Source organism: Chryseobacterium sp. (genome assembly GCF_019236175.1).
In the GTDB taxonomy this organism is placed as follows: domain Bacteria; phylum Bacteroidota; class Bacteroidia; order Flavobacteriales; family Weeksellaceae; genus Chryseobacterium.
Window position 1 is genome coordinate 173,405 of sequence record NZ_JAFAJM010000006.1, and the last position, 13,213, is coordinate 186,617.

General features: G+C 36.7%; 12 protein-coding genes. 4 read left to right on the top strand and 8 right to left on the bottom strand.

All coding sequences use genetic code 11. The features are described from left to right. Positions 1–127 precede the first annotated feature (127 nt). Positions 128–1,174 (bottom strand): T9SS type A sorting domain-containing protein, encoded by a 1,047-nt coding sequence (locus JO178_RS06555; RefSeq protein WP_291933292.1) that lies wholly within the window; start codon positions 1,172–1,174, stop codon positions 128–130. A gap of 145 nt (positions 1,175–1,319) precedes the next feature. Between JO178_RS06555 and JO178_RS06560 the strand changes: the two genes are divergently transcribed. Continuing rightward, entirely contained in the window at positions 1,320–2,180 is an 861-nt protein-coding gene (locus tag JO178_RS06560; RefSeq protein ID WP_291933294.1) for an AraC family transcriptional regulator, read from the top strand. Between the two features lie 92 nt (positions 2,181–2,272). Here the strand turns inward: JO178_RS06560 and JO178_RS06565 are convergent, their stop codons facing one another. Together JO178_RS06565 and JO178_RS06570 are read right to left on the bottom strand one after the other, a co-directional pair. Continuing rightward, the gene (locus JO178_RS06565) at positions 2,273–2,557 is read right to left on the bottom strand and encodes a hypothetical protein (protein WP_174441949.1); all 285 of its coding nucleotides are present in this window, start codon (positions 2,555–2,557) and stop codon (positions 2,273–2,275) included. Between the two features lie 170 nt (positions 2,558–2,727). After that, a complete protein-coding gene (locus tag JO178_RS06570; RefSeq protein WP_291933298.1) occupies positions 2,728–4,335 on the bottom strand; it encodes a fumarate hydratase in 1,608 nt (535 codons plus the stop codon). Positions 4,336–4,540: 205 nt separating this feature from the next. Between JO178_RS06570 and JO178_RS06575 the strand changes: the two genes are divergently transcribed. From JO178_RS06575 to fumC, 3 genes are all read left to right on the top strand, one after another. Then, on the top strand, positions 4,541–5,128 hold the full coding sequence (locus tag JO178_RS06575; protein WP_291933300.1) for a TetR/AcrR family transcriptional regulator: 588 nt from the start codon (positions 4,541–4,543) through the stop codon (positions 5,126–5,128). Positions 5,129–5,178: 50 nt separating this feature from the next. Beyond that, positions 5,179–6,177, top strand: a complete 999-nt coding sequence (locus tag JO178_RS06580) for a ketoacyl-ACP synthase III (protein ID WP_291933302.1) — start codon at positions 5,179–5,181, stop codon at positions 6,175–6,177. 111 nt (positions 6,178–6,288) lie between these two features. Beyond that, on the top strand, positions 6,289–7,683 hold the full coding sequence (fumC, locus tag JO178_RS06585) for a class II fumarate hydratase (RefSeq protein WP_291933304.1): 1,395 nt from the start codon (positions 6,289–6,291) through the stop codon (positions 7,681–7,683). An 88-nt stretch (positions 7,684–7,771) separates the two neighbouring features. Here fumC and JO178_RS06590 read toward each other — a convergent pair whose 3' ends face one another. The 5 genes from JO178_RS06590 to bamD form a co-directional block, all read right to left on the bottom strand. Continuing rightward, positions 7,772–9,421 carry an AAA family ATPase gene (locus tag JO178_RS06590; protein ID WP_291933434.1) on the bottom strand — a complete coding sequence of 550 codons (1,650 nt, stop codon included), beginning with the start codon at positions 9,419–9,421 and terminating at the stop codon, positions 7,772–7,774. A gap of 81 nt (positions 9,422–9,502) precedes the next feature. Then, positions 9,503–10,405 carry a DUF4835 family protein gene (locus JO178_RS06595; protein ID WP_291933307.1) on the bottom strand — a complete coding sequence of 301 codons (903 nt, stop codon included), beginning with the start codon at positions 10,403–10,405 and terminating at the stop codon, positions 9,503–9,505. A gap of 36 nt (positions 10,406–10,441) precedes the next feature. Next, entirely contained in the window at positions 10,442–11,647 is a 1,206-nt protein-coding gene (gene coaBC, locus JO178_RS06600) for a bifunctional phosphopantothenoylcysteine decarboxylase/phosphopantothenate--cysteine ligase CoaBC (protein WP_291933309.1), read from the bottom strand. A 121-nt stretch (positions 11,648–11,768) separates the two neighbouring features. Further along, positions 11,769–12,092 (bottom strand): DNA-directed RNA polymerase subunit omega, encoded by a 324-nt coding sequence (locus JO178_RS06605; protein ID WP_039370228.1) that lies wholly within the window; start codon positions 12,090–12,092, stop codon positions 11,769–11,771. Between the two features lie 42 nt (positions 12,093–12,134). Further along, positions 12,135–13,130, bottom strand: a complete 996-nt coding sequence (bamD, locus tag JO178_RS06610; protein WP_291933313.1) for an outer membrane protein assembly factor BamD — start codon at positions 13,128–13,130, stop codon at positions 12,135–12,137. Between the last annotated feature and the right edge of the window lie 83 nt (positions 13,131–13,213).

The following is a 13,213-nucleotide window of genomic DNA, read 5'->3' on the forward strand; positions in this document are numbered from 1 at the left end:
CTTTATATCCCTGTCTAAAAAATTTCATTTCCAATAAAAAAGACCCATGAAAATTTTCATGAGCCTGCTAATAAAAGTAATTGTAATGAACTATATTGTCATCAGCCGATTCTAGAGATAAAACAGTTTATTCTTTTATGATTTTCTTAGAAACGGTCTGTCCGGTTTTTAATTTTATTTTCAATATATACAGGCCTTCGGAAAGATGATTCAGGTCCACCTGATTATTCGAGTAGGGTATATTGATCTGTTGTCCTGCAATATTAGTTATCTGTATACTCTCTATTGAAGTATCTGCTTTAACGGTAACGATTCCTTTCGTGGGATTAGGATAAATTTCCAGTGCTCCGGTATGTAACCTGATCTCTGAAGTTCCTAATGATGAAACATTTTTGATGCAGCGTACTGAAGCACCCTGACCTCTGGATGCCCCCGCAGATGGATTCGACATAATAGTACCTACGTACAGATATTTTCCTCCGAGCGAGCCTGAATCTGCGCTCCAGAAATACCCTCTAGCCCCAACAAATGTAAATCCTCCATCAGACGCACTTCTATATCCTCCTGCAGGTAATTTCAAATGACTGTTATAGGCAGTAGCCGGAACTGTAATATTTTCAGCATTCACAATCCCTGCCCAGTCTGTCTGAGAAGGCATTTTCCATTCTGCTCCAATTGCTTTACAGGGATCAACTCCATTAGTCTTTCCTATATCACTGATGCTTTTTGCCGTCCATTCATCACCTGTACCAATGACAGCCCACCATGCCGGTGACCCTGTAATAAATGAACCGTTTCCCGCAAGCCCGTCCGGCCTGTTAACAGACGGCGCAGATGCTGTAGATGAATTTCTTAGCTGATGCCCGTCATCCCATCTTCCCCATTGAAAGAGGTCTCCGAAAGCCGCATCATCTCCCATTGATAAAGCAACCTGAGAGCTGCCTAAATTTTGCTGAAGCCAGATTTTCCCGTCATTTCCTCTCACGGTAGTATAAGAAACAGAATGCCCCTGATAGGTAAAGCTTACACATCCTATATCTCCGGGAGTATTTCCGGGATCCGTATTGTTACAATTCTGTGATATCCCCTGAGCATATAATGAATGAAATGCAATGAGCATCAACATTATTCCCACAGCCTTTCTGCTCATCGCAAAATATAAATTTCCAATCATAACGAATATTATTTTTAATTATTCTAAATTTAATTTAATTTTGCGCAAAAGTACTTGTGTTGATTAATTCTTAGTTATCATTTTCCAACTTTTAGTTATCCAACATCCGGCTTTATATAATTGTACCGTTGAAAATAATGATTGTATGACGGATTTATCAGAAGATAATGTATGGTTTGAATCAGAAAACATCCGGATAGACTTTTATGACGGAAAGTCTTCCGACTTGTATATTACTGAAACAAAATCAAGTTTTAATTTGTTTTTTATACTAAGTCCGGAGGTGAATCTGAAGGCGAATGATTGCGGAACTCAATTTATTTTTTCCAAAAATCAGTATATCCTTCATTATTCAGATGAAAAAAAGAAGAGCAGACTCTGGTCTGGAAGCGGAGAGTCCTTAAAATATTTTTTAGTTCAAATTCGTTACCAGTATGTTTTTAATTTGATCAGTCCTGAATCCAGTATTGAAAATGGTGAGATACTGGAAAAAATGATTCACAATAGTTTTATTTTCCTCCATAAAGCCACTCCTCCCGGAATTACGGTTGAAATGCATATGATTATTAAAGAAATCATCGGGTATTCAAAAAAAGGGATAATGCAGAAACTCTTTGTGGAAGCTAAAATTATAAAGCTGCTTATTCTTATTTTTGATCAGTTTGGTGAAAAAGACACCTTACAATCTGCACCAAAGACTCCTGAAATGATTAAAAAATTCATTGATGAAAATTACTACCGGAGTATAAAGGCAGAAGAAATAGGAAAACTGATCGGAATCAATCAGAACATTATCAGAAAAGAGTTTAAAGCTCAATATCACATCACCATTGCTCATTATATTTCTGAACTCAGGATGCTGAAAGCAAAAAAAATGATTACCGACAGCTCTGTGATGATTAAAGAAATTGCAATTGAATGCGGATATGAATATCTTCAGAACTTTACCCGGGCTTTTAAGAAGAAATTTGGGATTTCTCCTGAAAACCTGAGAAATAATAAATAGAAAAACCGCTTAAAAAATTAAGCGGTTTATATATGTTGTTTTGCTTTGATATTACTTTTTCAGAATTCAGGTGAAAAAGCAATGACAATCAATTAATGATGATGTCCGTGATCGTGAATGAAAGGTCCGTTACCTTTAGGCTGGTTGTAAATAACCTCTACACCTTCCTGCTCATAAATGTTCTTTCTTCTGATATCTTCAGGATCGAAAGGCTTTACTTTTCCGAAGTACTCTTTCAAACCTTCTGTCAACCACATTGGGATTACCAATCCGAAGAACATAAAAATACACCAGAATCCTACTAAGAACATCGTTATGAAGAATATAGTCCATAGGAACTGGTAGAACGGCCAAAATGCTGATAAAATCGTTATCATTCTCTTAAAGATTTTAGGCAAAAATAAAGCTTTTTTCTTTTTTACACAAAAGATACAAGCTCTATTTTTTAATTTATTTTAATTCTATATAGATTTTTAAGACAGGAGGCATGAATCCATACGTTGAAATAGTGATATCAAACCTCTTTTCTTAAAGACTTTTTGTTTAATTAGTGGGCAAGATCGGCGAAGAAATCATTCCCTTTATCATCCGTAATAATAAATGCAGGGAAGTCTTTAACTTCAATTTTTCTTACAGCTTCCATTCCTAATTCCGGGAAATCCACAACGTCTACAGATACAATATTATCTTTTGCAAGAATCGCTGCAGGCCCTCCGATAGAGCCAAGATAGAAGCCTCCATATTGATGACATGCATCAGCAACATCTTTACTTCTGTTTCCTTTGGCCAGCATAATCATACTGCCTCCGTGGCTTTGGAATTCGTCAACATAGACGTCCATTCTTCCGGCAGTTGTAGGTCCGAAACTTCCTGAGGCCATCCCTTCAGGTGTTTTTGCAGGCCCTGCATAGTAGATCGGGTGATTTTTAAAATATTCCGGCATCGGTTTTCCACTGTCGATCAGTTCCTTGATCTTCGCATGGGCAATATCTCTTGCTACAATCAAAGTCCCGTTAAGTTTTAGTCTTGTTTTAATCGGATATTTCGAAAGCTCAGCCAAAATCTCAGGCATTGGCTTATTTAAATCTACTTCAATGGCTTCTTCCAGATGCGGCGGTGTATCCGGTAAGAATCTCTTAGGATCCTGTTCAAGCTGTTCAAGGAAGATTCCGTCTTTTGTAATTTTCCCTTTAATATTTCGGTCTGCGGAACAGGAAACTCCCATTCCTACAGGGCAGGAAGCAGCATGTCTCGGAAGTCTGATCACTCTTACGTCGTGTGTAAGATATTTTCCTCCAAACTGAGCTCCAATCGCACTTTCCTGGCAGATTTTCTGAACTTTAGCTTCCCACTCAAGATCTCTGAAAGCCTGACCTGCTTCATTTCCTTCTGTCGGAAGATGATCATAGTATTTTGCTGAAGCTTTTTTTACAGCGGCAAGGTTGGCTTCTGCAGATGTTCCCCCGATTACCAGTGCAAGGTGGTAAGGCGGGCAGGCAGCTGTTCCTAAATCCGAAATTTTTTCTTTGATAAATTCCTCAAGAGATTTCTCGTTCAATAAGGATTTTGTTTTTTGGTATAAGAATGTTTTATTGGCTGATCCTCCTCCTTTTGTTAAGAATAAGAATTCATAATAATCTCCTTTTTTGGCATAAATATCAATCTGTGCCGGAAGGTTTGATCCTGAGTTCTTTTCGTCAAACATTGTTAAAGGAACCACCTGCGAATATCTTAAATTTCTTTTTTGATAGGTATTAAAGATTCCACGGCTTAAGAACTCACCGTCTTCTACTCCGGTGTACACATTTTCTCCTTTTTTTCCCATCACAATGGCTGTCCCAGTATCCTGACATGAAGGAAGAGCTCCCTCAGCGGCTACAGCAGCATTCTGTAACAGGTTATAAGCAACGAATCTGTCGTTATCTGTAGCTTCAGGATCGTCTATTATTCTTCTAAGGCTTTCTAAGTGAGAAGAACGCAGCATGAAAGAAACATCTGCCATAGCTTCCTCAGCCAGTAATTCCAAGCCTTTAGGATCTACGGTTAAGATTTCTCTGTCTCCTAATTTTTCAACTTTTACATAATCTGATGTAAGCTTCTTATACACCGTATCATCTTTCTGAATTGGATACGGATCCTGATATCTAAATTCCATTCAATTTTTTATTTGTACAAAAATACGGCTTCCATTAAAAAAATATAAGGAAAACAGCCTATTAAAACTGATATTTATAATGATTATAAATTATTATACGTTCACAGATTTGCTAATGAATTTTCTGAAAACAATGAAAAATTTCAAAATCACACATACCAATTGGTATGTTCAATAAAAAAGATGCATATATTTGCAAAGAATTATGAGAGAAACATTAGAATTTATTGTTGAAAAAGTAGCGCCGATATTTAATAAGAAAGGATACACGGCAACTTCACTGTCTGAGATTACAAAAGCCACGCAACTAACAAAAGGGGCCATTTATTTTTATTTTAAAAATAAGGAAGATCTTGCAGTAAAGGCATTTCATTATAATATTGAAAAGATTATCATGCCTTTAAGACGTTCTCTATTGGCCAAAGAAAATAGTATCGATAAGCTATTGGCTATTACAGGGTATTTCAGAGAAGATTATTATAAAAATACCAGAGAAATAGGAGGATGTCCGATGCTTAATCTAGGCGTTGATGCCCAGTTTAACAATAAAGTTCTTTTTGATGAAGCACAAAAACTCTCTAAAAAACTGATCAGCACCATTTCCGGAATTATAGAATCCGGAATTAATAAACAGGAAATTAGTAAAGAAGTGGATTCGAAAAAGATTTCGATGATGGTCTATGCGATGATAGAAGGAGGTATCTTTATGTCTATCACCCATGATAATCATAATTTTCTTATCCATCTCTGCAATCATATAGAAGAGACAATCATCAGGCCTATTCGGGTCTAAAATTTTTTTAACCCAAACATACCAATTGGTATGTTAAAAACAAAAAGAAAATGGAAGCAACAATTGAATCTATCGGAATCTATATTCCCGAAAATAAAGTTTCTAATCAGTACTTTGAAAAAATCATTGATACTACCGATGAATGGATAGTATCCAGAACCGGCATTAAAACCCGGTATTTTAGTGCTAAAGATGAGTTTACAAGTGATCTTTGTGTAAAGGCAGTAGAGAATCTGGCCGCTGATTATCAGAAAGAAATTCATGATATTGATTTTATCATTGTGGCAACCAGTACACCGGACCAGCCATTCCCCAGTGTTGCCAGCAAAATACAGGATAAGCTGAAAATTCAGAATGCCGGTTGTATCGATATTTCTGCCGGTTGTGCAGGATTTGTTTACGGTCTTATACTTGCACAGGGCCTGATTGCCAGTGGCAGCTATCGTAAGGTATTGGTTGCAGGAGCCGAAACACTGTCCAAAATATGTGATTTTACAGACCGAACAACCTGTATTTTATTTGGTGACGGAGCAGGTGCTGTTCTAGTGGAAGCTTCTGAAGAAAGACATATGCTTTATTCCACAACCACTACGGAGGGTTCTTATGGCAAAGATCTTTATAAATCGGAAATGAATGCTCCGATTGGAGGGGCAGCCGTTATTAATGATGGTAAAATTCATCAGAACGGACGAAGTGTTTTTAAATGGGCTGTATCCGCTCTTCCTGTAGAAATACAAAAACTATTGGATAAAAATAATTTAACATTACAACAAATTGACTGCATGATTCCCCATAGTGCCAATATAAGAATTTTGGAAAATGTATGTGAAGCGCTGAAATACCCAAAAGAAAAATGTTTACAAAGCGTAACCAATTATGGAAATACCTCTGCAGCCTCCATTCCTATTGCCTGGTATAATGGGATCAGAGATAGAAAATTAAAAACGGATGATCTGCTTGTATTAGCTGGTTTTGGAAGTGGACTTACTTTTTCAGGGATTTGTCTTAGGCATCAGATTAAGAATCCGGATATCAAAAAAGAAGTCTGATTTCTTACAGCATATTCCGCTCCGTTTATTCATAATTATTTTATCAATTATGATTATTATCAATTGCATACCACCTGTTGTTTAGCTAACTTTATAAAAAATTACATCACAATGAATTACAGAATAGAAAAAGACACCATGGGAGAGGTACAGGTACCTGCTGACAAATTCTGGGGTGCACAGACGGAACGTTCCAGAAATAATTTTAAAATAGGCCCCGAAGGCTCAATGCCTCACGAAATCATCGATGCATTTGCCTATTTAAAAAAGGCAGCGGCATATACCAATACTGATTTAGGTGTACTTCCGGCTGAAAAAAGGGATATGATTGCTAAAGTCTGTGATGAAATTCTGGAAGGAAAACTGAATGACCAGTTTCCTCTGGTCATCTGGCAAACCGGCTCAGGAACACAATCCAATATGAATGTTAATGAAGTGGTTTCAAACAGGGCTCATGTTAATAACGGCGGTATATTAGGAGAAAAATCAGAAATACATCCTAATGATGATGTCAACAAATCACAATCTTCCAATGATACCTATCCTACGGCTATGCACATTGCGGCTTATAAAAAAGTAGTGGAAGTAACAATTCCTGCTGTAGAGAAGCTAAAAAATACACTTACAGAGAAATCTAAAGCATTTAAAGATATTGTAAAGATCGGAAGAACACATCTTATGGATGCAACTCCGCTGACTCTTGGACAGGAATTTTCAGGCTATGCTGCCCAGCTGGAGTTTGGTCTGAGAGCATTAAAAAATACTCTACCCCATCTCTCTGAACTTGCATTGGGAGGTACTGCCGTGGGCACAGGTCTTAATACCCCCAATGGTTATGATGTAAAAGTAGCAGAATATATAGCTAAATTTACCAATCAGCCTTTTATCACTGCAGAAAATAAATTCGAGGCACTGGCTGCTCACGATGCCATTGTGGAAAGCCATGGCGCTTTAAAGCAACTGGCAGTCTCTTTATTTAAAATTGCACAGGATATCAGGTTACTGGCTTCCGGACCCCGTTCGGGAATTGGTGAGATTCATATTCCGGAAAATGAACCTGGCTCATCAATCATGCCGGGAAAGGTAAACCCGACACAAAACGAAGCTATGACAATGGTTTGTGCTCAGGTACTGGGAAATGATACCACTATTTCCTTTGCCGGAACTCAGGGAAACTATGAGCTGAATGTTTTTAAGCCTGTAATGGCCTATAATTTCCTGCAATCTGCTCAGTTAATTGCAGATGCCTGTATATCCTTTAATGATCACTGTGCAGTGGGTATTGAACCTAACCATGAAAGAATTAAAGAACTTGTTGACAAATCTTTAATGCTGGTAACTGCTCTCAACACCCATATTGGGTATGAAAATGCGGCAAAGATTGCAAAAACAGCCCATAAAAACGGAACCACATTAAAAGAGGAGGCTGTCAATCTGGGATTGTTAACCGCTGAACAGTTTGATGAGTGGGTAAAACCTGAAGATATGGTAGGAAGTCTGAAATAAATCCTACAATAGCAATTAAATATAAATAATGATAAGGATCAGAAGTGACTTCTGATCCTTTTTTATTTTCAAAAATGAATGATTTTTTTTACCCGATAAGCTCTTTGGCCTGCGCCAAAGCCGCTTCTGTAATTTTACTTCCGGAAAGCAGCTGGGCAATTTCCGTCAGTTTTTCGTCATTATTTAAAGGTATAATGGTAGATTGTGTTCTTCCTGAAATATCCTGTTTCACGACCTTATAATTATCATTTCCTTTTGCAGCTACCTGAGCCAGATGTGAAATAACAATCAGCTGCATATCTTTAGACATTTCCCGCATCAGATTTCCGATTTCTTCTGCGACCTTTCCTGAAACTCCGGTATCGATTTCATCGAGTATCAATGTCGGAAGATCATCACTTTCAGCGATAATTTTTTTCACCGCAAGCATGACCCTTGATCTTTCTCCACCTGAGATAGCTGTCTGAATCGGACGTAAAGGAAATCCCGAATTCGCCTGAAATAAAAGCTGTATATTTTCTTTCCCGAAAGGAGTAAAATCAGCAGTATCCTGTAGTTCTATATCCACTTTAGCTTTTTCAAGTCCTAATTTTTTAAGAAGACTTTCTGCTTTTTTTATAAAAACGGGAATATTTTTTTTCCTGTTTTTAGATAATTTTTCCGCCAAAGACTGAAGTATTTTTTGCTTTGCAGCAATGCTTTCTTCTGTTTCAGCAATCTGAGCTTCCAGTTCCGTTGCCCCTTTCTGATCTCCGGCAAGAGCATTCCTTATATCAATCAGCTCACTGAAATCTGCAACGCTGTGCTTTAGAAGCAATGCATTGATTTTATTATTGAGGTCTGTAAGCCGCAATAAATTCTCCGGGTTACTTTCTACTCTTTCAGCTTCATTCTCAAGCTCAGCAATGATATCTTTTATCTCCACAAAAGCGGTTTCAAGACGTGCATCCAATTCTGCAAAACTGGTTGAAATTTCAGAAATCCTTGAAAGTTTATTTTTAGCTTCATTAAAAAAAGACAGAATACCAATTTCTTCCTGGTGAAATCTTGATAAAATCTGCCCCAGATTTTCAGATATCATTCCTGCATTTTCCTGAATGGCAAGCTGATTCTGCATATCCTCATAATCTACATCATCCAGCCTCAGTTCTTCAAGCTCATTGAGCAAAAACTCTTTATAATCACTTTCTTTATTGGTTTCGGAAAGCTGCGTCTGAAGTTTTTTAAGTTGCAGTTTTAAATTTTGAAAATCAGAAAATTCCTGCTGATATTCTTCAATCAGCTGTTTGTTTTCAGAAAGCCCATCTATAATTTTAAACTGATATTCTGAAGTAAAAAGATTGGATGTTTCAAACTGTGAGTGAATATCGATCAGTTGAGACGAAAATTCTTTAAGAACATCCAGAGTTACCGGAACGTCGTTAATAAATGCACGCGATTTTCCGGAAGGCAGAATTTCTCTTCTGATAATCGTCTGAAGTTCATAATCAAGATCATTTTCAATAAAGAATTTTTTAAATTGATTATTCAGGGCAAATTCAGTCTCTACAATGCTTTTTTCTTCGGCATTTGAAACAGATTTGATATCTGCCCTTTCCCCAAGGATAAGTCTCAGAGCTCCTAAAATAATGGATTTACCTGCTCCCGTTTCACCGGTTATTACCTGTAAACCATTCTTTAATGATACTTCCAGAGTATCAATTAAGGCAAAATTTTTAATGTAAATTCTTGAGAGCATGGATTTATCGCTGATTACTTTAAGCAATGCAAATATAAAATTTTAGAGATCAGTATTCAATAGTATCTTTTCTCAATTCTACTATTTCCACTTATTCCATTTATTATCAATATTTTTCGGTGAAAGGATAATCATCGTTTGTTTCAAATCATTGATATTAACGGGACCATTATTTGTCGAGTTGAAAATATTAAAGATTTCATCGCTCTTATTATCCATAAACAGATTGAAAAAATAAGCCTGCTGGAATGAGTTTTCATACATTTTAAGCTGCATCAGGGCATCAAAAATCACTTTCTTGGCCATTCCCTGATCCTGATTAAACAAATTATCCAATCCGGCTCTGTGGTAGGTATAAATAGTAGATCGCAGCTGGCTCCAGTTCGGGTTCAAGATTTCATTGACTAATATACTGCGGCTTCTTGGCTCATTCACTGTATTCCATCCTTCATAATTCCTGTTCTGTGAATTCTGAGCAATCTGCTGGGCTTTTGAAAACCATTGAGATCCTCCCATAGACTGAAAACTATCTGCATCATATCCCAAAATCAGGTAGATATAATAACTGACCACATCGGTAAGATTCTTTCCGGAAAACTGTCTTTCATTAAAAATAAGATTTTCATTCTCAATATACTCAAAAGAGAAAAGCTTATCCTGAAGGTTGATCAGAGGAGATTCGTAGGTTGTATTATAAACAGGTCTTACAGCTTGTATGACGATACTTCCTTTGAATTTATTGTCCGTTCTTTCAGAAATAATGATTGAAAAACCACATTTTATTTTTTCAAAGTTCTGAAGCTTTTTCCCGGTCCAGCTGGTATTATTGACAAAGTCTCTAAGACCTTTTTCCAATGACTTGTAAGCCTGCTGATTACTTCCTCCTATTTGCTGAGAGTTCACCTGAACCGTTGCCAGCAGTTCCTGAGAAAAGCCTGTATTATATATCAGTAACAGAAAAAATAAACTTATAATTCTTTTCATTGTCTATTAAAAATTGAGAACGGAAATTTATTAAAATTATTTTAAAAGCCGAGACTCAACAAAATTGAGAATATCTTTAGCAACTTCGTCTTTGGATTTAAGGTTGAATTCTTTCTTTTCCGTTCTGGTCAATATTTTGATTTTATTGGTATCGTTTTTAAAACCGGCCCCTTCATCACGAAGAGAGTTCAACACAATCATATCCAGATTTTTCTTTTCAAGCTTAGCTTTTGCATTTTCTTCTTCATTTTGTGTTTCCAAAGCAAAACCTACCAGAAACTGATGGGTTTTCTTCTCGCCCATAGTTTTAAGGATATCAGGATTTTTAACCAGTTCAATGGTCAGGTTCTCATCATTTTTTTTAATTTTTTCTTTGGCGACTTCTTTCGGTGCATAGTCTGCAACAGCAGCACTTGCAATGCCTATATCTATTCTATCATAAAATTCAAAAACTTTTGCCAGCATTTCTTTAGCCGAAGTCACTTTATACAGCTTTACATTCTGATCATGAACGGACTGAAAAGTAGGTCCCGAAATAAGAATGACTTTGGCGCCTCTTTTTGATGCTTCTTCCGCCAGAGAAAATCCCATTTTCCCGGAAGAATGATTCCCTATGAACCTTACGGGATCTATAGCTTCATACGTAGGTCCCGCAGTAATTAAAATCGTTTTTCCTTCCAGACTCCTTGTTTTACTTCCATCATTAAAATGATCTTCAACAATCGTACAGATAGTTCCGGGCTCTGCCATTCTTCCTTGCCCTATCAGTCCGCTTGCAAGTTCACCATTTTCTGCAGGAATCACGATATGACCGAAACTTTCTGCCAGTTCAAGATTTTTTCCGGTAGAAGGATGGGCATACATATCAAGGTCCATTGCCGGAGCAATAAATACAGGACATTTTGCAGACATATAAGTGGCAATCACAAGGTTGTCACACATTCCGTGTACCAATTTAGATAAAGTATTGGCTGTACAGGGTGCTATAACCATTACATCAGCCCAAAGGGCCAGTTCCACATGACTGTTCCAGTTTCCGTTATCCCCATAAAAGTCAGAGTATACAGGCTTTTTCGATAGGGTTGATAAGCTTAGTTTCGTTACAAAATGTTCTGCATCAGGAGTCATAATCACCTGTACATCGGCCCCTTTTTTTACAAAGTCTCTTATCAGGAAATGAATTTTATAAGCCGCAATTCCACCGGAAACTGCGATAAGTATCTTTTTACCGGAAATACTCATTTAGTTTTAATTTTTGAAATACTAAAATACTTATTTTTTCGCACAATCAGGGTTTAAAACAACAAAGGTCATAAAAGAATTCAATTCCTTTATGACCTTCATATATAAAAAACACAAATGATTATTTTCTGTCTTCTGTTTTTCTGAAATAAACATCATCGTTTAGCCACTCTTCAATTGCAATTGAAGTTGGCTTTGGAAGTTTTTCGTAATGTTTAGAGATTTCAATCTGCTCTCTGTTTTCGAAAACTTCTTCTAATGTAGAATTGTGAACAGCAAATTCATCTAATTTATTGTGAAGTTCCGTACGGATCTCCGCATTGATTTGCTCTGCTCTCTTTCCCATGATAACAATAGCTTCATAGATTGAGCCTACTTTATCTTCAATCTTATCTTTGTCGTAAGTAATCGTATTTACTTCTGCTTTTGTATCTTTTACACTCATTTTGAGAAAATTATTTTTATTTTAAGATGGCAAATTTACAAATTATCTTTTAATTTTGAAAGTCGCTGCCGGTGGAGGGGTCTGAAGTGCTGCACTATCCCTCTGCATCTGCATTGCTTTCTTTTCATTGCTGATCTGATCTTTGATTTGTTGATCAGTTTTATTCTTTTCTGCCATTTTAGCGGCTTCTTTCTTTTGCTTTGCCGTTAAAGCTGCGATTCTGGCTTCTGTTTGTTTCTTAACAACAACAAAATTAGTTTTCTCTTTTTCTAACTTTGAGCGCATGTCTGCTGCTGTCTTTGAATATTCCGTATTAGGTAATTCCTTTTCCACCACTTTCGTATAAGTCAATGCACTTTCAATACGCTCGTCTTTAAGATCATATACAGAATTCATTGCCAATTCATAACGGGCCTTCATGATATAATCATAAATTTTTGGACGAAGTTTTGTACTCGGGAAATCTTCCAATACATTTTCCAAAGCTACATTAGCGGCTTTATACTGCCCCATTTTGAAATATTGTCTTGCATTTTCATACGCTTTAAACTCAAGTTTGTAAGACAATTCTTCAATAAGTTGGTTGATATTTTTAGCTCTTTCGGAGTTAGGATAATTATTCAGGAAATCCTGAAGCTCATTCAGAGCCAGTTCTGTACTGGACTGGTCGAGATTATAATCCATAGACCCTTCATAATAACATAGTGCAGACATATATGCTGCCTCTTCTGCTCTCGGATCTTTTGGAAAATTGACTGCAAAATTTTTAAACTGATGTCCTGCCAGTTTATAACTTTTATCATAATAGTTTGCATAGGCCGTATTAAAACCTACGTTCGGGAAATCATCTGTTCCTGCAACCAAATTGGCTAGTCTGTCATAGAGAGCTAAGGCATTCTTCCATCTTTTTTTAGCAAAGTTGTCATTCGCTGCTTTTAAGATAAACTCTTTGTCAGCACTCTTCATTGCTTTTTCCTGACGGCTTGCACATGAAGCGACTACTGCTACTGCAAACAGACCTAAAATATATTTTTTCATATAAAAAATTCAACAGTTTTCGGATTATACAGCCGATTTACTAATTTGCAAAAATATAACTTTTTTGTCAATAGATTTTTTTT